Raw genomic sequence first — 23,270 nt, forward strand, 5'->3', positions numbered from 1 at the left:
ACATCGTCCCGGAGGTTCAGGAGACGGGCGGGCCCTGGATGTAGTGGCCGTGGCGGTCGTACGGCCAGGCGTTGGCGACGCAGCCGTGCAGCCCCTTGATCTGCTGCATCATCACGGGGGCGAGCTTGCCCGGGCCGGGGCAGCCCTCGTGGCCGTGGCCTATGCGGTGGCCGACCTCGTGGTTGATGATCAGGGCGCGGTAGTCCTGGATGGGGCCGTGGAACTGTGGAGAGCCGAGCGTCCAGCGCTTGAGGTTGACCACGACCGTCGGGCCGACGTCGCAGTTGACCTCGCCGCCGGTGTCCAGGCCGGCCGCGCCGCAGATGTCGTCCACGGTGTCCGGGGTGGCGATCTTGATCACGAAGTCGGCGGACCCGGAGGAGACGAGCTGGAAGGCGTCGTGACCGTCGGCCGTCCAGCCGCGCGGGTCGGCGAGGATCGCGGCGATTTCATGGGCGGCGGCACCGGCGGACAGGTCGATGCCACCCTCGACCTCGACCATGTAGCGGCGCACCTTGCCGTGCCCGGCGGGCGCACCGCTGGCGCGGGCCACGGCGAAGCGGCCCGTACCCGATTGCGGCACCCCGGGCCCGCCGTCCTCGCCGGCCGTGTCGCGCGGTGAGGACGTGGCCGAGCCGAGGTCGCGCCCGGGGCCGTCGTCCTCGCCGGCCGTGGCGCTCACGCCCGCCGAAGCAGCGGTGCCTGAACGGCCCGCGCTCGAGGAGGAGTCGGCCTGCTTGGTGGCGTGCCAGGCATAGCCCGCGACGGTCGCGATCACCACGACGGCGACCAGCGCGAGCGGCGCGGCGGCGCGCCGATTCGTCGAGCCGGACTGTGCTGCCAAGGCTCCCCCTGGGCGGTGGCAGCGCGGAACCGCGGGCCCCGTCCCCCGTGGCGCTTCCGTACTGCGTGTGGATGTGCGTGCGGTCGTCGGCGCCCCGCCGGCATGCCGTGGCCGTAGCCGCAGAGGCCGCCGTAGATCACCTTCGCACACGGGTACGGGGCAATCGCAAAGACCTGCGGTTTGTGGCAGGACTGCGACATTCGGCCAGGTCGGGGGGTACGTGGAGGGTGCCGGGATGGGTGACCCGGGGCGGGCGACGCCGAGGCTGGTGGGGGGCGCGGGCCGGGCCCGGATCAGGGGTGGGGGCCGGCGGAGGCGTACCGCCCGTACAGGCCGGGCCCGGCCTGTACGGGTCAGCGGGCCGACCGTCCGATCAGGCGGCCGGTCAAGCGCCGGGGTATTAAACGATCAAGCGATCGGACGACCAGGCGATCAGGCGATCACCGGAAGGTGTCGGCCGCGGTCGGGGAGCTGTCGCGCAGGAAGACGGTGCAGCGCTCGTACTCCTCCTGCTCGCCGATCGCCTGGGAGGCGCGGCCGAGGGCGTAGAGCGCGCGGAGGAAGCCGCGGTTCGGCTCGTGCTCGAAGGGGATCGGGCCCTGGCCGCGCCAGCCGGCCCGGCGCAGCGCGTCCAGGCCACGGTGGTAGCCGGTGCGGGCGTAGGCGTACGACTCCACGGTCCGGCCGGCCTCGAAGGCGTCGTCGGAAAGCTGTGCCCAGGCCAGCGAGGAGGCCGGGTACTTCGCGGCGACCTCGGCGGGGGCCGCGCCGGACGCGAGCAGCTCGCGCGGTTCCGGGTCGTCGGGCAGGTGGGTCGGGGCGGGTCCCCCGAGCAGGTTCTCGTGATTGGCCATGGGTTCCAGTCTGCCCGAGCCGGAATGCGCGAGGCCCCCGGCACATCTGCCGGGGGCCCGAAAGCACCGGGGACGCGGGCTCGCCGTGACGGCCGCACAGCCCGAGCCCGCACGCCGCACAGACCGGACACACGCACACGCACACACCTGCGCCCGCGCCCGCGCCCGAAACGGCGTTACCGTACGCAGGCGCCAGCCCGGAACCGCACCGACGCGCGACCGCTACCGGTCCGCCCGGTCCGCCGTACGCACAACGGCGTGGGCGGCCGGCCCGCGCCTCACTTGCGCTTGTTGCCCGCCGAGCGCAGGTTCTCCGCGGCGACCACGACGCGCGCGGCCATGCCGGCCTCGGCCGCCTTGCCCCACACGCGCGGGTCGTAGGTCTTCTTGTTGCCGACCTCGCCGTCGACCTTCAGCACGCCGTCGTAGTTGCGGAGCATGTGGTCCGCGACCGGGCGGGTGAAGGCATACTGGAGGTCGGTGTCGATGTTCATCTTGACGACGCCGTTCTCCAGCGCCTCGGTGATCTCGTCGAGGGTGGAGCCGGAACCGCCGTGGAAGACGAAGTCGAACGGGTTGACCTTGCCGTACTTCTGGCCGACCGCGTCCTGGATCTCGCGCAGGATGCTGGGCCGCAGCACAACGTTGCCCGGCTTGTAGACGCCGTGCACATTGCCGAAGGAGGCGGCCAGCAGGTAACGGCCCTGCTCGCCCAGGCCCACGGCCTCGACCGTGCGGTAGGCGTCGTCCACGGTGGTGTAGAGGGAGTCGTTGATCTCGTGGGAGATGCCGTCCTCCTCACCGCCGGTCGGGGTGATCTCCATCTCCAGGACGATCTTGGCCTTGGCCGCCTCGGCCAGCAGTTCCTTGGCGATGGCGAGGTTGTCGTCCAGGGTCTCCGCCGAGCCGTCCCACATGTGCGACTGGAACAGCGGGTTGCGGCCGGCGTCCACGCGCTCCTGCGAGATCTTCAGCAGCGGCCGGACGTAGCCGTCCAGCTTGTCCTTGGGACAGTGGTCGGTGTGCAGCGCCACGGTGACCGGGTACTTCTCGGCGACGACGTGCGCGAACTCGGCGAGCGCGACCGCGCCGGTGACCATGTCCTTCTTGTACTGGCCGCCCAGGAACTCGGCACCGCCGGTGGAAATCTGGATGATGCCGTCGCTCTCCGCCTCGGCGAGGCCGCGCAGCGCGGCATGCAGGGTCTGCGACGAGGTGACGTTGATGGCCGGGTAGGCGAACTTGCCTGCCTTCGCCCGGTCGAGCATCTCACCGTAGACCTCGGGGGTTGCGATGGGCATCGTGTCCGCTCCTCAATGACTGTGCGGGTGCTGGTGCAGGGGCTGTACTGGGGATGGCGACGTCATCGTCGCCCTTATCTTCCCATCCTCGTTCGGATCCACCACCTGGGTACGGGCCCGGCCCGGCACGGCCCGCGCGATGTTTCACGTGGAACACGCCGGGGACCGTAACGTCGCAGGTCAGAGCCTTAGCGATGAGAGCCGGGGACGGTATTCGGTACGGGCCGGACCGGGTCTCAGGCCAGGCCGAGGTCCGCCAGCGAGTACGCGGCCAGGTACGGCAGCCCCTCACCGGTGATCTTCGGCGCGGCGCCGCGGTCCACGATCACGGCGACGGCGACGACCTCGCCGCCCGCCTCGCGCACCGCCTCCACCGCGGTCAGCGGCGAACCGCCGGTGGTCGAGGTGTCCTCGACGACCAGCACCCGCCGCCCCTTGACGTCGGTGCCCTCGATACGGCGCTGGAGGCCGTGCGTCTTGGTGGCCTTGCGCACCACGAATGCGTCCAGCCGCCGCCCGCGCGCGGCAGCGGCGTGCAGCATCGAGGTCGCCACCGGATCGGCGCCCAGCGTCAGCCCGCCGACGGCGTCGTAGTCGAGCTCCGCGGTCAGGTCGAGCATCACCTGGCCGGCGAGCGGCGCGGCTTCCCCGTCCAGGGTGATCCGGCGCAGGTCGATGTAGAAATCGGCCTCCTGCCCGGACGAGAGGGTCACCTTGCCGTGCACGACGGCCTTGTCCTTGATGTGCCGCAGCAGGGCAGCGCGTACGTCGTCGCTCATGTGCTTGAGCCTAGCCCAGGGCCTGCGACCTGCCCCGATCCCGGGATCGGGTGGTCCCTGCGCTCGGCCGATCTCAGCCGATGCGGTGCCAGGTCCAGGTCGTGGTGATCTCCAGCGGGTCGATCGGGGTGACCAGGCGCGGCAGGGTGTTGAGGCCGTTCGGCGGCCCGGACTGCGGCTCCACGCACACCGCTTCCGGCTGCTCGGTGTAGACCACCATCCACTCGGTCGGGCTCTCCACCCGCACCCGCATCTCGCCCGGCCAGGTCAGTTCGACGTCCACGCCGTCCGGCATGCCGAAGCAGTCGTCCCAGGGGCCGGGCAGCGGGTCGATGCGCTTGCCGGTGGGCAGGTGGTTGTCGCCGCGTTGCTCCTGCCAGGCGGCGTGGAAGGCGAGTTCGACGTCCTGCCCGCCCTGGCCGAGGTTGCGCAGCCACCAGGGGTGCCAGCCGGCCTGCGCCGGGAAGGAGTCGACAGCGGCCTCAACGCTCAGCGTCAGCTTCACGGAGTGCGGCGCGAGTTCCACCTTATGAGTGACGCGGCCGGGGTACGGCCAGGGGTCCGCGAGGTCGTAGTAGTACGCCGCGTCGGTGTCGGTGGCCGGGGCGGCCTCCTGCCACACCGCGTGCCGGCCGGTGCCGTGGATGGCGTGCGGCGGGGCGTCGATGGGCAGTTGGTGCGTGACGCCGCCGTTGCGGAACACGCCGTTCTCCGTACGGCCGCACCAGGGCACCATGACGAAGGCGCCGAATTTGTCGCCCTGGCGCAGGAGTTCGGTCCCGCCGACCTTCAGCGAGGCGACCCGGCAACCCTGGTCCGGTCGCAGGATCAGTTCGGCGTCGCCCGCCGTCAGCTTCTTCTCGATGGCCACGGAACGAGCGTAGCGGCCCTCACCTGCGACGCCGCAGCACCCGGCCGACGACGACAGCGGATGCCAGCAATGCGGCGGCTGCCGGTGCGGCCCAGCGCAGCGTCGCCGCGCCGGCGCCGGGCTCCGGGGCCGGCACCGGGGCGTACCGGCCGCGCGGCGGCGCGTGGTCCACTTCCTCGGCGCTGCGGCCGATCATCGTGCGCCGGGCGTGGGCCGCCTCCGCCGGCGGAACGAGGTCGTCGAGCGCCGCCGCGCTCTCCGGCACCTCCACCTCGACCTCCACCAGCTCGAACTCCTCGAGTTCCTCACCGGAGGGCTCGCCGAGGTCGTCCACGACGTCGGACTCCTCGTCGCCCTCTGCGGGCTCGCCTTCGGCCGCCTCGCGCTCGGCGGCATCGCGCTCCGCCGCCGTTTCGCCCTGCGCCGCCTCGCGCGCGCCGGGTTCCTCGTCCCCGCCGTCCCCGGATTCCGGCGTGGCTCCTGCACGGTCCGTGGCTTCGTGGTCAGCGGCCTCTTGGTCAGGGGCCTGCCGGTCCGGGCCCTTCTCGTCCGGGCCCTTCTTCTCGTCCGGAGCCTTCTCACCCCTGCCCTTTTCCTCCGGCCGCTCCTTGGGCCAGGACTCCTGTGCGGGGACCGCGCCCGGGCCGCCCGTCTGGGCGCGAGCTTCTTCCGCGGCCGACTCCTGCACCGGGTACGCCGCGAGGTCGGCGCAGAAACGGTCCAGCAGGCGGCGGACCGCGGCACCCACGACCGCGTCCTCGTACGACGCGAGCCGCCCGGTGACGTCGGCGCGGCCACGCCAGTGCAGCGTGGTGCCGGGCTGGGGCTCCTCGGTGGCGGTGACCTCGAGCTCGGCGGTCACCATGGCGGCGCCGGAGCCGCGTACCTCGGTGCCCTCGGCCTGTACGGCGAAGACCGGGCCCGTACCCGTGACGGTCACCGTGGCGCGGTAGGTGATCGTCGAGCCGCCCACTCGCAGCCGGAGCCGTCCGCGGGGTTCGGTGCCCGCGTCCTCGTCCTGCTGCCAGCCGGGCAGGCTCGCGGTCACCGCGCCCGGGGTGCGCAGGGCGGCCATGACGCGATCGGCCGGGGCCGGGACGAATGAGTCGTGCTCCATGCGGCGGAGCCTACCCATGGTCGGCGCCTGCTTGACGTGTCCGGGCTGGTCGTTTTTCTCCGATCCGGGTCCGCCGGTGGCCTTCCGGCCGTCCCGTCCGCCGCTTGTTTCCCTCCTTCCTCCTGTCGGGCCGGTCCCGTCACGACCAGGGCAGCCGGGCGCGGTGCGACCAGTACGTCTCGGGGAGCTCGGCGAGCCCGGCGACCAAGCGGGTGACGTCATCGGCAGCGAGGGTGACGGCGCCGGCCCGGAGGTTCGCGGCGAGCTGGGATGTGGTGGCCGCGCCGGACAGCACGAGGTGCGACCAGGGCTGGTGGAGGACAGCGGCCAAGGCGAGGGCGTCGTAGGAGACGCCGGTGCTTTCGGCGATCGGGGCGAGGTGGGCCTCGACGGCGGGGTCGGGGCGGGCGAGCCGGCCGTTGGCCATGGCCTCCTTGACGATGACAGTGCGGCCGGATGCGTGCGCCTCGGCCAGGGCCGGCCCGGCGGACGGTTCGAGCAGGTTCCAGGTGGCCTGGACACTGCGGAACAGCGGCTCGCCGTCGACCGTGATGTCCAGGGCGGCACGGATCGCCTCGTGCTGCTGCGGTCCGCTGGTGGACAGCCCCACGGTCACGCCCTCGGCAGCGAGCCCGGCGAGCCGCCGCTGCAGCTCGGGGTCGGTCAGGACCGGGCTGCCGGGGGTGACCGAATGCACCTGATACAGCCCCAGCCGGTCGCCGAGCAGGTGCCGGGTCTCGGCGACCTGGCGGTCGTACGTGGCCGCGGAGTGGTCCTTGACCTCGTGCGTCTCGACGTCGACCCGCCAGTCGGCGGTGTACGTGTAGCCCCATTTGCTGCCGACGGCCACGTCCGGCCGGTCGCCCGTGGCCAGCCAGTGCCCGAGGAACTCCTCGGCCCGGCCGTACGAACGCGCCGCGTCGAAGTACCGCACGCCGTGCGCGTACGCGTAGTCAAGCAGTTCGAGCGCGCGCTCGCGCATCTCGGCCACCCCGCGGTCCGGCGGCAGGTCCCGGTCCCGGCCGATGGTGATGTATCCGGGCCTGCCCACGGCGGCCAGCCCGAACCCGATTCCCTTCGGTACCCGGTCCGGTGTCAGCGGCTGCGCTCCCATGAACAACGGCTCCTTCCTCGTGTGTTGCCGGCGTGCTCTTCTCGCTCACGCTCGCGAACCGCCCCCGCGGTCCCCGCGCGTGCTCTCCCGAGCATCCCCGACAAAAAGGCCCGTCGCAGAGTTATCCACAGGCCGCCGTGCTTTTCCCCGAGTTATCCACAGGTATCCACAGGCTGTCGGGCGGGCGGTTGCGCGCGGTGGAAAACTGATGTCCGGAGGCGGTCGCACATGGGCGTGTACGCGGAGCAGGTCGTGCCGAGGCTGGTGCACATCGCCTGCGGGACGAAGGACATCGGCAAGATGCGCCGGCGGGTGTGCCGGGATCTGGAAGGGAGGGTGCTGGAGATCGGATTCGGTTCGGGACTCAATGTCCCCTTTTACCCGGACGCGGTGGACCGGGTGGACGCGGTGGAGCCGTCGGACGTGGGGTGGCGGCTGGCGGCCCGACGGCTCGGGTCCGCGGGCGTGGACGTGCGGCGATCGGGGCTGGACGGGCAGGCCCTGCCGTTCCCGGACGACACGTTCGACACGGCGCTCTCCACGTGGACGCTGTGCACGATCCCCGACGCGGGCGCGGCGCTGCGCGAGGTGCGGCGGGTCCTGAAGCCGGGCGGGACCCTCCACTTCGCCGAGCACGGCCTCGCCCCCGAACAGGACGCAGGCGTCCAGCGCTGGCAGCGGCGCCTCGAACCCCTCCAGATACGCATGTGCGGCGGCTGCCACCTCACCCGCCCGGTCACCGGCCTCCTCCACGACGCCGGCTTCACCGTCACCGAGCTGGACGTCTTCTACGAGAAGGGCGCTCCGAAGCCGTACGCCGCGATATCCCTGGGCACCGCGACGGCAGCGGCCGAGGCGGCAGGGGCCTAGCAAGGCGGCGGCCTGGTGAGGCCGTGCCTGACCAGGCAGCGGCCTGGCCACCGGGCAAGGACACGGCGGCGGGTGCGGCGGGCCCACACCGGGAGGCGCGGGCAGCCGTCCCACGCGGCGCTCGTCCCTACCCCGGTGGCAGGGTCAGGCGGAAGCGGGCGCCGGCGTTGGGCGCGGTGGGAAGCAGGGCGAGTTCGCCGCCCGCGGCGCGGGCGAGGCGGCGGGCGAGCGGGAGGCCGAGGCCGGCGCCTTCGTGGCCGTCGTCCGGACGGAGGCGGCGGCCCGCCTCGAAAACGGCCTCCGCGTCCTGGGCGGGCACCCCGGGGCCGTCGTCGGCGACGTCCACCCGGACCTGGCCGTTCGGGGCAGCGCCGCACTCGACGGTGATGGCGCGGATGGCATAGCGGCGGGCGTTGTCGAGGAGGGGAGCGAGGATGCGTTCGACGACCTCGGGTGTGGCGCCGGCGTAAGCGGACCCGGTCACGGTGACGTGTACGGGCCCGGGAGAGGGGACAGCGGCCCGCGCTCCCGCCACTGCACCGGCCCCCGCACCGGCCAGGGCCCCTGCGCCGGGCCGAGCTCCGGCGCCAGCACCACCACCAGCACCAGCACCAGCACCAGCACCAGCACCAGCGGCCATCGCCCGCGCCACGCCTCCGACCTCGCAGCGCCCGGGTGCGGTTCCGGCCTCCGCTGCGGACTCCTGCCGCGCCTGACTGAGCAGGGTGTCGCAGATCTGCCGCATCCGCTGGGCCGCGGCGGCGATCGCGGCGTGGGAGTCGGCGAGTTCGGCGGTGTTGCGGGGGCGGGCGGTGAGCCAGTCGGTCTCGGCGGTGATCCGGGCCAGCGGGTTGCGCAGTTCGTGCGAGAGCTCGGCGGTGAGCTGCTGCTCGTGGCGGAGCAGAGCGGCCTGGCGGTCGAGGAGTTGGTCGAGGTTGGCGGCCAGCGCCGCCAGTTCGGTGGGCCGCGGCCGGGTCCCGGACTGGGCGCCGAAGCGCTGGGCGGTGCCGTGCCGGCTCCACCGGGACGCCTGGTCGCTCATCGCGGTGACCGGGCGCAGGGCGCGGGCCACTATGCCGCGGGTGAGCAGATGGACGCCGCCGACCAGAAGGAGGGCGAGGCCGAGGGAGCCGACCAGGGCGGAGCGGGCGGAGAGGCGGTACGCGTCCAGCCCGACCGACGCGACGACCGTACCCACCTGGCGGCCGTGCGCGTCGATGGGCAGGGCGTACAACCGCCAGGAGGAGGACTGGGTCACGTCGGCGAACCCGCTGCCGCGTCGGGCGAGGGCGTCCGCGCCGGCCTGGAGAGCGGGTTGGGCGGGGGGACGTTCGACGGGGGTGGTGCCGCGGTAGATCCAGATGCCGAGGTCGAGGGGTGCGTCGTCCCCGGTCTCACGGACGTTGAGGTCGTCGCCCGGGCTCACGTCCACGGTGGCGGCGACCGCGGCGGTCCGGGTGCGCAGTACGTCGTCGGCCTGCTGGCGCAGTTTGGCGGCGAGGGCGAGGTTGAAGCCGACGGTCAGGAGGCCGACCCAGACGATGGTCGTGACCAGGGCCACCAGGGCGAGGCGGCCGCGCAGGGTGGAGGGGCGAAGCCGCAGCAGCGCTGCCGCGGCGCCGTTCAGGGAGCGCTGAAAAGCCCGGTGCACAGCGCGCCGCGGAAGCCGTCCGGGGCCCGGCCGGTCCGCGGGGTGGGCCGGGTCGGGGCGGGGCACGGAGGTGGGGCGGCGCAGGGGGATCACGTGAAGCGGTATCCGATGCCGCGGACCGTGTCGATGCCCCGGGCGCTGCCGGCGCCGCGCAGTTTGCGGCGCAGCCGCAGCAGGTACTGGTCGAGGGTGTTGTCGCTGACCCGGGCACCGTGCGGCCAGGCGGCCTGGAGCAGGTGGTGGCGGCGGACCACGGCGCCGGGAGAGGCCATCAGGCAGGCCAGCAGGCGGAACTCGGTCGGGGTGAGCGGCACGGGCTCGCCCCCGGCCGTGGACACCGCGTGGGTGACCGGGTCCAGCCGCAGGTCGTCGATCGCCACACCGGGGCTGCGGCCGTTCCGCCGCAGGGCCACCCGCAGCCGCGCGGTGAGCTCGGCCAGGTGGAAGGGCTTGCCGAGATAGTCGTCGCCGCCCGAGGAGAAGCCGGACAACCGGTCCGGCAGGGTGTCGTGCGCGGTGAGGAAGAGCACCGGCGCCTCGATTCCGGCGGCCCGCATGGCCTGGCACACGTCGCGCCCGTCGGAATCCGGCAGGCCCACGTCCAGCACCACCGCGTCCACCCGCTCGCTGACCGTGCGCAGCGCGCCCGCGCCGTCCGCGGCGGTGAGCACGTCGAAGTCCTCCTCCCGCAGACCGCGGGCGAGGACGTCGCGCAGGCCGTGGTCGTCCTCGACGACCAGGACGCAGTGGGTGGTCATGGGCCCCAGTATCACCGAGCCGTTCACCCGGACAGCCGTAGCGGGAGCGCGCAGTCAGGTTGCGTTCAGGAGCGGCGTGCCAGCGTCGCGGCATGACCACCACGATCGAAGAACGTTCCGGATCCGCTCCGGGAGTGCGCCGGGCGCTCACCAAAGTGCCCGAGGTCACCGTCTACTTCTGGCTGATCAAGGTGCTGTGCACCACCGTCGGCGAGACGGCCGCGGACTACCTGGACACCAACCTCAACATGGGCCTGACCAACACCACCTGGGTGATGAGCGTCCTGCTGGTGGCCGCCCTGGTGGTCCAGTTCCGGGTCCGCGGCTACGTGCCGGCCGTCTACTGGCTGGCCGTGGTCCTGATCAGCGTCGTCGGCACACTCATCACCGACAACCTGACCGACAACATGGGGGTGCCGCTCACCACCACGACCACCGTGTTCGCCGTCGCCCTGGCGCTGTCCTTCGCCGCCTGGTACGCGGTGGAGCGCACCCTGTCCATCCACAGCGTCCGCACCCCGCGCCGCGAGGCGTTCTACTGGCTGGCGATCCTGTTCACCTTCGCGGAGGGCACCGCGGCCGGTGACCTGGTCGCCGAGAGGATGAACCTGGGCTACTGGGTCTCCGCGATCGTCTTCGCCGCGGTGATCGCCGCGATCGGGCTCGCGCACTACCTGTTCCGCCTGAACGCCGTGCTGTCCTTCTGGCTCGCCTACATCCTCACCCGGCCGCTGGGCGCCTCGCTCGGCGACTACCTGTCGCAGCACAAGAGCGACGGCGGCCTGGGCCTGGGCACCGTCGGCACCAGCGCCCTGTTCCTCGCCACCATCCTCGCCCTGGTCGTCTATCTGACCATCAGCCGCCGCGACCGGCAGGCCGAGCCGGCCCGGTGAACCGCGGGACACGAGCGGCGGGACACGAACGGTGGCCGGCCGGGGGTCCGGCCGGCCACCGTCGTCAGCCATCGATCAACGGAATCGGTTCAGCAGTTCGGCACAGCCACAACCTCAGTAGCTGAACTGCTGGATCTGCGTGTCGTACGGCCCGTACGTCCACCCCGTCCGTGTCGCCGGGTCGAGTTGGATCGCGTTCTGCGCCCCGCCGTGGCCGCCGATGACGAAGCCGGTCAGCGTGCGGATCACGGTCCCCGTGGTGAGGTCCACGACCGCGAGCTGCCCGGTGGCGTTGTTGTCCGGCACGAACATGCCCGCGCCGAAGTACGCCGTGCCCACCGGCGAGGCGTAGGACACCACGGCGATCTTGTGGACGCCGTCCACGGCCAGCCCGGCGGGCTTCCCCAGTCGCACCGAACTGGTGGTTCCGGCGGCGCCCGTCGTCTCGTTCACCGATCCGAGCGAGCCGGTCGGCACGATGTTGACGCTGATCGCGGTGGCGAACAGGTTGTACAGCGAGCCGTTGCCGTCCGAGGCGATGCCATGGCTGCACCCGGAGCTGGAGCCGGCCGAGGTCACCGTACGCGCGGTGAGGTCGATCCGGGCGACCGTCACACCGCCCAGGCAGTTGAACGCCCCGGCCTGCTTGGCCAGGAACACCTGCCCGGAGGAGGGGTCCAGGGCCAGCAGGCTGTACGTCCCGGCCGCGACGCCGGTCGGGTCGGCCGGGATCGGGTCGCCCGCCGCGCCGGTGGCCAGGTCGACCGGGAGCACCAGGTCGGCGTTCCCGGTGCCGTGCAGCAGCAGCGCGCCCTTCCCGCGCGTGGCGTCCACGCGACCGGTGACGTACGTGTCGCCGGCCGGCAGCGGCGCGGCCGCGGTCAGCGTGTCGGTGGCGGTGTTCCAGGTCTCCACCTGGAACTGGTTGCCCGCCGACCGGTGCACCAGCAGGGCGCGGTCGGCGGTGGCGCCCACCACCTCGTACGCCGAGCCGGCCGCCGGGTCGGCGGTGATGACGGCGCCGTAGCCGCCGGTCGCGGTGGCGTAGTGGCGTACCTCGCTGCCGCCGTCCGTGGTCGCCAGGGCCGCGACCGAGTGGTCGCCGGCCGCGGCGAAGCTCTCGACCGTGGCGTTGCCGGGCGGCAGGCCGTCGTCGAAGGCGAGAGTGGCGGCCGGTGAGGCCTGCCCGACAACGTTGCCGTCCCGGCCGAGGGCCAGCACCCGCACCCCGAAGGTGTCCGAGCCGCCGAGGCCCAGGGCCGCGGCGTCCAGGTGGACCGTGCCCGCGACGCCCGGCAGCACCCGGTGCAGCACCGAGGGGCTGTTCACGCCGTCGTTGTCGAGGCCGGTGCCGTTGGCGTTGGTGAACGTGTTGTACGAGCCGTACTGCGTGGGCGCGGCCGCGGAGAACTCGACCTCGGCGCCCGCCGCCCCTGCCACGCTCCGCGCGTCGTAGCGCAGATCGAAGCCGGAGGAGGCGCGGCTGACCTCGGAGGTGTAGGTCGCCAGACCGTTCGCGCCGGTCAGTACGGGTGCGGCCGGACGGTCGTCCGCCGATCCGCCAACGACCCGGATCGGGGCGAACTCGCCCCAGGAGATCCGCTGCGGGTTGCCGCCGAAGCCGGACTGCGCGATGCCGATGCCGTAGAGCCCGCCGCCGCCCGCGAAGGCGCTCGCCGGAATGGTGACGGTGCCCTTGGGCGCGGTCAGTTCCTGGTGCCAGCCCGCGCTGAAGATCGGCGCGGTCGAGGGGTTCCAGTGCCCGACGGTGGACAGCACGAGTTGCGGCGCGGAGGTCTGCGCCACGCCCGTCAGGTCGTACGAGACCGTGACCGGCGCTCCGGGAGCCACGGTCGCGGGTGCCTGCGGCGCGGTGGCCTCGGCGTACGTGCCGTCGCTGGGTCCGACCGCGAGGGTGCGGGTGACGGCGGCGCGGGTGCGGCCGCCGGTGAGCACCCGGAAGGTGACGGTGATCTGCCGGTCGGCGGTGGCGGTGACCGGCAGCCCGGCGGCGGTCAGCAGTTGCGTCGGGGTGACCCGTATCGCCGGGGTCGCGGACCGGAAGACCGTCGAGCCGACGGTGAGGGTGTACGTGGCCGGGCCGGGCACGCCCGTGACGTCGGCGGCGAAGGTCACCGGGCCGACCAGGCCCTCACCGGTGCCGCCCGAGGCGCGGTCGCCCAGGTCGATCCGGTCGGGGTCGGAGGTCTCGGTGAAGGCGCCGCCCAGGTCGCCGATGGTGACGCGGTGCGCGACCGACAGCCGCACGATCGCCGGGTTGCCCAGGCCGGTGCCGAGCGCGCGCTCCGCGGCGGCGGTCACGTCGATCTGCGGTCCGACGTGCAGACTCCGGTCGATCTGCGGCGGGGTGGACACCGTCCGGCCGGTCTGCTCCAGGATCTGGCGCACCTCGGCCGGGGTCAGCTTCTGCCCGTCGAGCCGGCCGGACTGGAGCACCACGGCCGCGGCGGCGGCGATCTCCGGCGCGGAGGCGGACGTACCGCCGTTGAGGGACACGTCCACGTCCTGGGCGCTGCCGCGCGCGGAGTGGGAGAAGGCGACGATGTTGTCGCTGGGCGCCGACAGGTCCACCCGGCTGCCGAAGCCGGAGGAGAAGGTGCCGAAGCCGCTGATCCGGGTCTCGGCGGTGGTGGAGTCGCCGCCGGGCCCGCCGGCCAGCGTGTCGTCCAGGGTGCTGCCGCCGGCCGCGATCGCGCCGCTGTCGGGCACCCGGGAGGGCGCGGTCGACAGGGCGTCGTCGTCGATCGTGGTCGCCGTGCGCGGGTCGGTGGCCAGGTCGGTCGGGGTGCTGCCGCCGTCCGGGCCGACCGAGGCCGGGGTGTACAGGCGGGTGCCGTCGTTGGAGGAGATCACCACGACGACGCCCTCGCGCACGATGGACGCGACCACCGAGCGGATGTACGGGTCGTCCTCCAGGTAGCGGCCGGGGAAGCCCTGCGCGTCGGTGCCGAAGCCGAGGCTGGCGGTGATCACGTTCGGCCGCGGCGACTGGTGGGCGGCGGCCAGCAGCGCGCCCGCGATCCGGTCGGTGGTGGGCTGCTCGGGCACCACCAGCCGGTAGTCGGCGCCGGGGGCGATGCCCAGCAGGTCGGTGTAGCCGCTGCCGGTGGCGTCGGTGCGCTGCTTGTCGTGCGGCAGCGGCGCCATGACGCTGAAGTCCAGCATGACCTCGCCGAGCGCGGGGTCCTGGTTCTCGGTGGACGCGGCGCCGTCCAGGCCGCCGGAGTCCTTGGCGACGTAGGTCGGGATCAACGGCATCGAGGGCAGGTCGAGGTAGCGCTGCCCGCCGCGCAGCACGGTCGTGGGACCGTACGAGTTCACGTACGCGTCACCGGCGTCGGCCATCGACTGGTCGGTGAGGTCGCCGATCGACACGTTGGTGATGGTCTCGCCGGCCCCGGGCTGCTGGCCGTAACGGCCCTGGAGCAGCGAGTACGCGCCGACCGCGTTCACCCCGCCGGCGTTGAGGAACGCCTGCGTGGAGGTGGTCAGGGCGTCGTTCGCCGGAAGGCCCGAGGCTGCGGAGCCGGTGCCGGTCCCGTCGGCCGTCAGGTCCTGGGGGGCCTTGACGTGCTTCGGGTACGCGCTCAGCGCCGCGGACGGCAGCGGCTGGGCGCCGGTGTTCATGGTGTTGACGTAGCGGTCGGGCTCGGCGAACGCGATGCCGGGTGTGCCCTGGAGGGCACGGGCCACGGCCGCGGAGTCCTTCGTACGGGTCTGCACCACGTACGTGTCCGGCAGTTCGGTGCCGGCCGCCTGCTGGGCGTCGGCCCCCTGGAGCGCCGGGTGCAGCGAGGTCGCGCCGACCGCGCGCAGCTTCGCGTCGAGCGCGGGGCTGCTGGTGTGCGGGGTACGGGCCGCCAGGCGGGTGCCGGGCACGGTGCTGCCGGTGACCGTCGTGCCCTGGGCGAGGGTCACCAGGACCTGGCCGGGCACGAGCCCCTGCCGTTGCTTCGGGGGTATGTGCGGGGACTGCTTGGCCGCCGTGGTGTCGAGTGGGGTACGGACGCTCGGCGGCGCGGCGCTCGCGGGGACGGCCAGGGCGGCCGAGGCCATGGCGAGGACGACGACGGCCGAGACGCGGGAGATGCGAGAGGCGCGGGATGCGTGAGATGCGTGGGATGAGTCGGAGGCACGGGAGGTACGGCCGAGACGGCCGCCGGGCGGATGGGCACGCGGCATGGGACACCTTTCGGTGATTTCCAGTCAGGCTGGTTGACGGAAGGCTTGGTGAAACGGCTCGACGCAACGGCTTGGCGAAGTGGCTCGACCGACCGGCGCGACGACGGGTCGTGGTGGACAGGGGATCGCCCGGACGGGCCGGTGCGGCGGGTGGTTGCGTTGACGGGCGGTCGGGGGCGGGTGCACACACACGACAGGGACGTGGGCCCGCGGGATGCGGCGCGGACACCCAGGCACGCCCCCATGACGTGCGTGGGCGCCCGCGGCGCATCACCGCAGGACAACGCCCCTTGTCACTGGGGAAGATGCCAACGGCCGCCGAAGGGGCGCAAGATTGCGAAGGTGGCCGACTTCCGCCAGGTGGCGGCCGGTGGCCAGGAACGACCGGAGCGCAAATGGAACTTGACGTCGTCGGACTCGCAGAGGAAACACAGATCGTCTACACCGCCCTGGTCGGGCTGCCCCGCAGCACCGCCTCGCAGGTGGCCGCGGTGTGCGGGCTGTCCGCGAGCGCCGCGGGCCGGCTGCTGTCCGCGCTGGTGAGGGACGGCCTGGCCACCCGGTCCGCGGGCCGGCCGCCGCACTTCACCGCCGCCGCACCGGACGTCGCGGTCACCGCGCTGATTCAGGAGCGCGAGCACCGGCTGGACACGGCCCGCTCCCTGGTGCAGCGGCTGGCCGAAACGCACCGCGAGGCGCAGCGGATCAACGACCCGGACATCGCGGTGGAACTGCTGACCGACCGGGAGGAGATCAGCGCCGCGGTGCACCGGCTCACCGACGGGGCGCAGCGCCAGGTCCGCGCCTTCGACCGGCCGCCGTACGTCGACCGGCCGGGCAGCAACCTCCAGACGCAGGTACGCCGGCAGCGCACCGGCGTGACCCACCGGGTGATCTACGACCGGGCGGCGATGGCCTGGCCCGGGCGGCTGACCGGCGACATCCTGCCGAGCGTGCGCACCGGCGAGCAGGCCAGGATGCGGGCGGAACTGCCGCTGAAGCTGGTGATAGGGGACGACTCGGCGGCGGTGATCCCGTTCAGCCTCGCGCCCGGCGGGCACTCGGCGGCGTACCTGATCCACCGCTCGCCGATGCTGGTCGCGCTGGAGGCGCTGTTCGAGGCCGAGTGGGAGCGGGCGGCGCCGCTGAAGGACCCGGGCGCCGCGGCCGAACGCCACCCCGGGCCGTCGGGTCGGCCCGACGCCGACACCCGCGCGCTGCTGACGCTGCTCGCCTCGGGGTGCACGGACGCGGCCATCGCCCGCAACCAGGGCTGGAGCCAGCGCACCACGCAGCGCCGTATCCACCGGCTGATGAGCGACCTCGGCGCCGCCACCCGCTTCCAGGCGGCGGCTCTGGCCGCCCAGCGGGGGTGGTTGTAGCCGACGCGCCGTGTTCGAAGGCGGGCACGGCGCCCGGTCACGGCGGATCAGGCGTTGTGCGTACGCTCGAAGGCTGCGAAGGCGAGTTCCTGCTGCCACTGGAGCGCGGCCTTGGGGTTGTCGGCCAGGAAGAGGCCGCAGGGGACGCTCGGCTTGCCGAGTGTGCAGGGGGCGGCCGCCTCGGTGAACCGGCCCGGGGTGCGCCACAGGCTGTGGCCGGGCAGGAAGGCGTATTCAAGCGAGGCCCGCGCCAGGTCCTTGAGCTGGGGATACGTCAGGCCGTAGGTGACTGCGGCGTACTCGTACTCCTGGGTGATGTCGGTGCGCGACACCCCCGGGGCGTCGGTGGCGAGCACGACGGGGACGCCGTAGGCCCGGTACGTACGGAAGGGGTGGTCGGCGGCCTTGACGCCGAGCAACCGGGCGTCGGCGGTGAACGGCACCTCGACCGCGATGTGCCGCTGCGCCATGGTGCGGGCCAGTGCCTGCCAGCCGGTCTCGTGGGTCAGGTCCACGCCGCCACCGACGCGTTCGGCGTGTCCGGTCAGCACCGCGTCGTGGATGTGGAAGGTGAGGTCCTCGGGCCGGTCCAGGCCGGGGACGAGTTCACCGGCGTGCAGGGTGATGTGCGCCCGCGGGTAGACGCCGTGCAGGTAGTCCAGCATGCGCATCTGCAGCCGGTAGTCGCGCAGCGCCACCGCGCCGTCCTCGGGCTGCGTCAGGTCGACGGCGACGAACCGCGGGTCGCGCTGCGCCAGTTGCATGCCCAGCGCCATCTGCGTGAAGACCTGCTGGGGCGTGCCGCCGCGCGGGACCTGGGCGATCCACCGGACGGTGACCCCGCAGCCGGGCGCGGCCTGCGCGGTGCCGCAGTGCCCGGTGGCGCGGAACTCCTCGTCCGCCGCGTCCGCCTCGGCCCGCGCCTGGTCCACGAGCGCGTCCATCCGCCCGCCGGCCAGCAGTTTGCCGCGCAGCCGGGCCAGGTCGTCGTCCCAGCCCACGTCCTTGGCGAGCGCCGCGGTCCCGCCGGACGCCGGGGTGACCATGGTCTCCAGATACAACTGGTTCTGCCGGGCCAGGTCGTCCGCGACCGCGGCGGCCATCGCGCCCCGGTGCCGCCGGGCCACCTCCCCGAACTTCCGGAAGGCGCCGAAGAAGTGGTCGCGCCCGGACCGCTCGGGGTCCCCCGACTGCCGGGGCCGCCCGGACCGCTTCGACTCCGCAGGCTGCGGGGCCGGGAAGTCCTGCATCGACCAGGCCCGCACGATCGCGTCGTGGAACGCCCGGTCGGTACGTGCCTGCGCCGCCGGCCGGGTGCCCGCCGCGCACGGCGGATCCACCGCGGTGAGGGTGGCCTTGTCCACGCACAGTCCGTCGCTCTGGGCCAGGCCCAGCAGGAAGTCCGTGCTCACCGCCCCCGGCAGGTCGCCGGCCAGGTCACCGCCCTTGGGCAGTGCCTGGAAGAACGCCCGCAGCGTCGCCGGCCGGCCCTGGATCCCGCGCAGGCGGGCGTCGACCCGCTGCTCGGCAGCCGTCACCGGGCGCACGTCGGCGGGTGACGCCGGGGGCACGGGCACCACCGGGACCGCCGCCGGGCGCAGAGTGTTGTCCAGGGGCGGCCGGGCGGCGGCCGGGGACGTCGTGAGCAGGGTCAGCAGCGCGAGACAGGCGATGCCCGCGGACGCCGCCGCCCGGCGCCGCGATACGGCCTGACGGATGTCGAAGATCACACGGCATGATCAGCACCGGCGCCGCGCTTCCCCGCCATGACAAGCCGGACCGTGGCTCGGCTTCCACCCTCCTGGGGGACGCCGGCGCGCCTCCCAGGCGATCGAGGTTCACCCTTGCCGGTGACCGCGGTCCACCCCGTCCCCGCGCGGACGGTCGGAGCCGCGGCCCCTCGTCAGGGTGAGCTGGCCGGCGCCGGGTTGACCACCGTGCTCAGCCGCGCCCGACCGCGTAGGTGAGCTGCGCGAACTGGCCGGACCGCGTGACGTCGGTCAGGGCGAGCCGGGCCGAGGTGAGCCGCCGGGGCAGGAGCGGAGCGCCGGCGCCGAGCGTCACCGGGGCGACCCCGAGGACGAGTTCGTCCAGCAGGCCGTGGTCGGCGAAGGCCCCCGCCAGTTCGCCGCCACCCACGATCCAGATGGTCCTGTCCCCCGCCGCCGCGGCCATCTCCGCGTGCACGGGCCGTACGTCACCGCGCACGAAGCGGATGTCCGCACCGGGCACCACCGGCAGTTCCCGGTGGCTGAACACCCAACTCGGCGTGGATCCGTACCACTCGCGCCATTTCTCCGGCCGTGCCACCACCTCCTCGTGTTCGAGCACCCATGTGTATGTCGTCGCGCCCATCGCGAACGCTCCCACGCCCGCGAAGAACTCCCCGAAGCCCTCGGCCCCGCCCGCCACTTCGAAGAGCCAGTCCAGCGAGTTCCGTTCGTCCGCGATGAAGCCGTCCACGCTCGTGGCCGTGTAGTACGTGGTCTTCGCCATCGCCGCAGACTAACCGGGCCCTCCGACAATCCACCCCGGCAATCCACAGGACCGTGATTACCCACCGCACGCGATGGTTACACACAGTTATTCTCGGGTATCGAGAGAACAGAGCCCGCGCGACCGCGCCGCCGCAGCCCCCGCCCGGCGGCCAGCGGTTCGCACCCGGGCCCGCACACACACGAGCACGTGAGAAAGAAGGAAGGTGAACGATGCCAGAAACGCCCCCGCTGGTGGCGGGGTCGGCGGCCGACCACACGGTCTGGCTGCTGCTGAAGCTGGGGCAGGCGGTGTTCCGGCTCTGCGAGGACGGCCTGGGCGGACTGGGCCTGCGGGCTCGCCACTACAGCGTGCTCCAGGCACTGGCCGACAACGGTCCGACCGTGCAGCTGGCGCTCGGGGCGCGTCTGCGGATCGACCCGGCCACCATGGTCAGCAGCCTGGACCATCTGGAACGCGCGGGATATGTGGCCAGATCCCGCGATCCACTGGACCGGCGCCGCTGTGTCGTGGCCGTCACCGAAGACGGGCGGAAGGTGCTGGGCGTGGCCAATGGCCGACTGGAGGGGCTCGGCGAGCGCGCGCTCGCCGAACTCACCGCGGCCGAACGCCGGGTGCTGCACCAACTGCTGACCGGGCTGGCGTCCGGGGCGATCCTGCCGGCCGCCTTCGACGCGGTACGGAACCGGCCCCCGACCGAGCGGACCGCGACTCCGCAGCCGTGAGCGGGGCCCGGGCAGCGGTCGCGCACATACGGAAAGCGGGCCGCCGGCAGAGGAAGAGGCCGGCGGCCCGCACAAAAAGGTGGCGCGGGATCAGTGGTTGGCGACACCGTTGGCGGAGAGCACCGGGATGTTGTCCAGGAGGTGGGACAGCGGCTCGTCGCCCTTGGCCTGGGTGGAGTTCTCGGCGCACTGCTCGTTCTGCGGCGAGGCCAGCACGTTGAGGTCCTGGGCGGTGACCGGGATGGCGCCGATGAGGGAACCGGCGTTCGCCTTGACCGGCAGGCCGACGCAGGGCTTGTTCAGACTGCCCTGGACCAGGCCGAGCTCCGGGCTCTCGGTGCCGCCGGTCGCGGTGTTGCCGTACGCCTGCGTGGCGCCGTTGCCGTTCACCGTCGTGGTGCCCTCGTCGTTGCCGATCGCCATGGCCGGGGACGCGGTGGCGCCCATGGCTACGACGGAGGCGGCGAGCGCAGCACCGGCAAGCATCTTCTTGATCATGGTTGTCCCTCGTTTGGTGCCTGAATGCATGGTTCTGGAAGGTCAGGAGCGATCTGGTCAACCGCTCACTGGGGGTTTGGTTCCGGCCTTTCACTCCGACGGAGGACCGGAGGGGCACGGCGGGTACGGGTTCGCGTACGGCCGCCGGCCCGGGGTCAGCCGGCGAGCGGGAGACCGCCGCTGAGCAGCGAGGCGACGGGCAGGCCGCCCAGCAGGGCGGGCAGCCCGCCCCGGGTGGCACCGGTCGCCTGGCTCAGCAGGGCGCCGGCGCCCGCGTTGCCCTGCAGGGTCCGCGCGGCCTTGCCGGCGGTGCCCAGGGCGCCCTCGACGTGCGTGCCGTCCACGGCCTTCTGCACCAGCTGGGCCTGGACGAGTTCGTCGACACCGCCATTGATGCTGGTGGGCACCGGGGCCGCGTGGCTGTCGGCGAAGGCGGGGGCACCCGCACCGACCGCCATCACGGAGCCGGCCACGACCACTGCAACCTTCGAGTACTTCACTTGCCACCCTTTCAGTAGCTTTCGGTAGCCGGCGCCCAGATCATTCGAGCCTTCCGACATGGACAACGACCGCGGGTGGCAACGGAGACGACGCGTTAACGACTATCCGGACAATCACCCGAAAGGCGCCGATCAGCGGGCGTGCGCGGCCCGGCGCCCCGCGCGCCGGAAGAGGAGCAGGCCGCCGGCCAGCAGCACCGCACCACTCGCGCCCGCGGCGTAGGCCGTACGACCGTCGAAGCCGGTGTCCGCGAGCCGCGGCTCATCGATCCGGTGCGCCGCCGGCGGGGCCGCGTACGGGGCGGGCTGGTGCGTCACCACCGGGGCGGGCACCTTCGGCCCGCCGGGGTTGACGGGCGGCGCGGACGGCTGCTGGGGCGTGGCCGGCGGGGTGCTCACCGAGGAGCCCTGCGAGACGTTCCCGCACGAGCTGCCCATGGTCGGGTTCAGCAGGCCGACGATGTCCACGGTGTCGCCGCACGCGTTGACCGGTACGTGCACGGGCACGTCCACCGAGTTGCCCGACAGCACGCCGGGCGATCCCTCGGTGAGGCTCTGGCTGGTGGCTCCCGCGCCGTACGAACCGCCGCCGCTCAGGGCGCCGGTGCCGGGCAGCGCGCTCTGTGCCGGCGTCCCGGAGTTCGTGGCCGGGCCGGAACCGGAGGCGCCGGAGGACCCGGTGGCCGAGGATCCGGACGTACCGGAAGGCGCCGGCCCCGAGGCCGCGGACGAACCCGAAGCCCCCGAGGACCCGGTGGACCCGGTGGACCCAGAGGACGACGTCCCGGACGGCGCCGAGGCCTGGGTGCCGGCGGCGTGGCTCTGCGAGACGTTCCCGCAGTTGTCGCCGAAGGCCGCGTTGCCCAGGCCGACCACGTCGATCGTGTCGCCACAGGCGTTGACGGGCACGTCGATGGGCGCCGAGACGGTGTTGCCGGACAGCAGGCCCGGCGAGCCGACGGCACCGGCCTGGGCGTCGGAATCCGCGGTGGCGTAGCCACCCGTCACGGCCAGGATGCTGCTCGCGGCAGCGACGGTGAGCATGCTCCGGCTCAGGATGTGTCGCATCGACTCTTTTCTCCGCTCAGGTGTGCCGGACAGATGACTGCTCGGCAGGACTGCGACGCACCGCCCCGGCGCCCGTACTTACCGGCGCTCCCGGGGCGGCCCGACCAGGGCCCGGTCGGCGGGCCCTGGTCGGGCCGCGCCGGGTGGGCAGGCGTCAGTTGGTGGTGCTCGCGTTGAGGCAGGTGCTGCCGAACGACGGGTTCAGCAGGCCGACGACGTCGACGGTGTCGCCGCACAGGCCGACGGGGACGTGGATCGGGGCCTGGACCTCGTTGCCGGACAGCACACCCGGGGACTGCGCGGCGGCACCCTGCGCGCCCGCGTCGGCGAACGCGGGGGCGGCGGCGCCCATCGCCATCATCGTGCCGGCAGCGACGGCCGCGATCTTCGAGTACTTCACGGTAGAACTCCCTTTTCTCAGCGGCGCCTGACACCGCCACGACTTTCGTGCCGGCCGGCCACGTACTCGCGTGTCCGTGAACACCGCTACCGCCGGGCTAACGACCACGGAAGTCGCAGGCAACTCCCCGGAAGGGCCAGTCGCACACGATCCACTCGAATGGAGGGTGGCCGGGTCGGCGTAATGCGCGGGCGCCGAAAAGGTCACGGGTGGAAGGAGGGAAATTACCGCGGATCGGCCGGGGAAAGGTGCCGGAACCACCGCGGGAACACCCCCGGGAATGGCGACGGGAATGGCATCGGGATCGGCCTCCGAAGGCCGGGAGAAAGGTTTCCGTACGCCACCGCGCCGACCCCGGCCGGCCGCTCGTCCGGGAAGGACCGCCGCCGACGGCGCATGTCGGCGGCGGGGCGTACGGCGGACCGGGACCGCCCGGGGGCGGTACGGAACCGGGACTCAGTGGTTGCCGGTGCCGTTGCCGGACAGCAGCGGGATGTCGTCCAGGATGTGCGAGAGCGGCTCGTCGCCCTTGGACTCGGTGGAGTTCTCCGAGCACTGCTGGTTCTGCGGCGAGGACAGCACATTGAGGTCCTCGACGCCGATCGGGACCAGACCGATGAGCGAGCCGAGGTTGGCCTTGGCCGGCAGGGCGACGCAGGGCTTGTTGAGCGAGCCGGCGATGAGCGCGAACTGCGGGCTCATGTAGCCGCTGGTGTTCGTGTTGCCGTAGTACTGCCCGGCACCGTTGCCATTGGTGGTGGTGGTGCCGCCTTCGTTGCCGATGGCCATGGCCGACGGCGCGACCGTGGCCGACACGCCCGCGATGGACGCGGCGACGGCGGCCGTGGCGAAGATCTTCTTGATCACGGAGGGGTCCTTCTGACGAGTACTTTTCCCCGGTACCAGGGTTGACCTGACCAACCCCCCGGATGGCCGTTGGTAATGG

General features: G+C 73.1%; 21 protein-coding genes. 4 read left to right on the forward strand and 17 right to left on the reverse strand.

Going from position 1 to position 23,270, the window contains the following annotated elements:
* Positions 1-16 precede the first annotated feature (16 nt).
* From ITX44_RS14600 to ITX44_RS14630, 7 genes are all read right to left on the reverse strand, one after another.
* Complete coding sequence (locus ITX44_RS14600; protein WP_205357640.1) at positions 17-844, reverse strand: DUF3152 domain-containing protein; 828 nt, start codon at positions 842-844, stop codon at positions 17-19.
* Between the two features lie 440 nt (positions 845-1,284).
* Complete coding sequence (locus ITX44_RS14605; RefSeq protein ID WP_205357641.1) at positions 1,285-1,698, reverse strand: DUF3151 domain-containing protein; 414 nt, start codon at positions 1,696-1,698, stop codon at positions 1,285-1,287.
* 278 nt (positions 1,699-1,976) lie between these two features.
* Positions 1,977-2,999 (reverse strand): class II fructose-bisphosphate aldolase, encoded by a 1,023-nt coding sequence (gene fbaA / locus ITX44_RS14610; protein WP_205357642.1) that lies wholly within the window; start codon positions 2,997-2,999, stop codon positions 1,977-1,979.
* Between the two features lie 236 nt (positions 3,000-3,235).
* Positions 3,236-3,778 carry an orotate phosphoribosyltransferase gene (pyrE, locus tag ITX44_RS14615; protein ID WP_205357643.1) on the reverse strand — a complete coding sequence of 181 codons (543 nt, stop codon included), beginning with the start codon at positions 3,776-3,778 and terminating at the stop codon, positions 3,236-3,238.
* A gap of 73 nt (positions 3,779-3,851) precedes the next feature.
* Entirely contained in the window at positions 3,852-4,649 is a 798-nt protein-coding gene (locus tag ITX44_RS14620) for an aldose epimerase family protein (RefSeq protein ID WP_205357644.1), read from the reverse strand.
* A gap of 19 nt (positions 4,650-4,668) precedes the next feature.
* A complete protein-coding gene (locus tag ITX44_RS14625) occupies positions 4,669-5,766 on the reverse strand; it encodes an SRPBCC domain-containing protein (RefSeq protein WP_205357645.1) in 1,098 nt (365 codons plus the stop codon).
* Positions 5,767-5,905: 139 nt separating this feature from the next.
* On the reverse strand, positions 5,906-6,880 hold the full coding sequence (locus ITX44_RS14630; protein ID WP_205357646.1) for an aldo/keto reductase: 975 nt from the start codon (positions 6,878-6,880) through the stop codon (positions 5,906-5,908).
* A gap of 228 nt (positions 6,881-7,108) precedes the next feature.
* Here ITX44_RS14630 and ITX44_RS14635 point away from each other — a divergent pair, with 228 nt between their 5' ends.
* Positions 7,109-7,750, forward strand: coding sequence for a class I SAM-dependent methyltransferase (locus tag ITX44_RS14635; protein ID WP_205357647.1), 642 nt, complete (start codon positions 7,109-7,111; stop codon positions 7,748-7,750).
* 127 nt (positions 7,751-7,877) lie between these two features.
* Here the strand turns inward: ITX44_RS14635 and ITX44_RS14640 are convergent, their stop codons facing one another.
* Both ITX44_RS14640 and ITX44_RS14645 read right to left on the reverse strand, forming a co-directional pair.
* Positions 7,878-9,494, reverse strand: coding sequence for a sensor histidine kinase (locus ITX44_RS14640; RefSeq protein WP_307795277.1), 1,617 nt, complete (start codon positions 9,492-9,494; stop codon positions 7,878-7,880).
* A complete protein-coding gene (locus tag ITX44_RS14645; RefSeq protein WP_205357648.1) occupies positions 9,491-10,159 on the reverse strand; it encodes a response regulator transcription factor in 669 nt (222 codons plus the stop codon). Before ITX44_RS14645 ends, ITX44_RS14640 begins: the two co-directional genes overlap by 4 nt.
* A 92-nt stretch (positions 10,160-10,251) precedes the next feature.
* Here ITX44_RS14645 and ITX44_RS14650 point away from each other — a divergent pair, with 92 nt between their 5' ends.
* Positions 10,252-11,052 carry a COG4705 family protein gene (locus ITX44_RS14650; RefSeq protein ID WP_205357649.1) on the forward strand — a complete coding sequence of 267 codons (801 nt, stop codon included), beginning with the start codon at positions 10,252-10,254 and terminating at the stop codon, positions 11,050-11,052.
* Between the two features lie 114 nt (positions 11,053-11,166).
* On the opposite strand, the gene ITX44_RS14655 is transcribed toward ITX44_RS14650, so the two are convergent.
* A complete protein-coding gene (locus ITX44_RS14655) occupies positions 11,167-15,129 on the reverse strand; it encodes a S8 family serine peptidase (protein ID WP_205357650.1) in 3,963 nt (1,320 codons plus the stop codon).
* Positions 15,130-15,650: 521 nt separating this feature from the next.
* On the opposite strand from ITX44_RS14655, the gene ITX44_RS14660 reads away from it, so the two are divergent.
* Positions 15,651-16,637, forward strand: a complete 987-nt coding sequence (locus tag ITX44_RS14660) for a helix-turn-helix domain-containing protein (RefSeq protein WP_205357651.1) — start codon at positions 15,651-15,653, stop codon at positions 16,635-16,637.
* 47 nt (positions 16,638-16,684) lie between these two features.
* Here ITX44_RS14660 and ITX44_RS14665 read toward each other — a convergent pair whose 3' ends face one another.
* The gene (locus ITX44_RS14665; protein ID WP_307795278.1) at positions 16,685-18,367 is read right to left on the reverse strand and encodes an adenosine deaminase family protein; all 1,683 of its coding nucleotides are present in this window, start codon (positions 18,365-18,367) and stop codon (positions 16,685-16,687) included.
* Positions 18,368-18,578: 211 nt separating this feature from the next.
* On the reverse strand, positions 18,579-19,133 hold the full coding sequence (locus ITX44_RS14670; RefSeq protein WP_205357652.1) for a dihydrofolate reductase family protein: 555 nt from the start codon (positions 19,131-19,133) through the stop codon (positions 18,579-18,581).
* A gap of 212 nt (positions 19,134-19,345) precedes the next feature.
* Here ITX44_RS14670 and ITX44_RS14675 point away from each other — a divergent pair, with 212 nt between their 5' ends.
* A complete protein-coding gene (locus ITX44_RS14675; protein WP_205357653.1) occupies positions 19,346-19,858 on the forward strand; it encodes a MarR family winged helix-turn-helix transcriptional regulator in 513 nt (170 codons plus the stop codon).
* 90 nt (positions 19,859-19,948) lie between these two features.
* Here ITX44_RS14675 and ITX44_RS14680 read toward each other — a convergent pair whose 3' ends face one another.
* The 5 genes from ITX44_RS14680 to ITX44_RS14700 all read right to left on the reverse strand — a co-directional run bounded on the left by ITX44_RS14680 (position 19,949) and on the right by ITX44_RS14700 (position 23,191).
* The gene (locus ITX44_RS14680) at positions 19,949-20,356 is read right to left on the reverse strand and encodes a rodlin (protein WP_205357654.1); all 408 of its coding nucleotides are present in this window, start codon (positions 20,354-20,356) and stop codon (positions 19,949-19,951) included.
* Positions 20,357-20,511: 155 nt separating this feature from the next.
* Positions 20,512-20,856: a hypothetical protein gene (locus ITX44_RS14685; RefSeq protein WP_205357655.1), complete on the reverse strand. Its 345-nt coding sequence runs from the start codon at positions 20,854-20,856 to the stop codon at positions 20,512-20,514.
* A gap of 132 nt (positions 20,857-20,988) precedes the next feature.
* Complete coding sequence (locus ITX44_RS42610; RefSeq protein ID WP_205357656.1) at positions 20,989-21,924, reverse strand: chaplin; 936 nt, start codon at positions 21,922-21,924, stop codon at positions 20,989-20,991.
* 154 nt (positions 21,925-22,078) lie between these two features.
* Entirely contained in the window at positions 22,079-22,324 is a 246-nt protein-coding gene (locus tag ITX44_RS14695) for a chaplin (protein ID WP_205357657.1), read from the reverse strand.
* Between the two features lie 456 nt (positions 22,325-22,780).
* Positions 22,781-23,191 (reverse strand): rodlin, encoded by a 411-nt coding sequence (locus ITX44_RS14700; RefSeq protein ID WP_205357658.1) that lies wholly within the window; start codon positions 23,189-23,191, stop codon positions 22,781-22,783.
* Positions 23,192-23,270 lie beyond the last annotated feature (79 nt).

The organism is Actinacidiphila acididurans (assembly GCF_016918855.1).
GTDB lineage: Bacteria > Actinomycetota > Actinomycetes > Streptomycetales > Streptomycetaceae > Actinacidiphila > Actinacidiphila acididurans.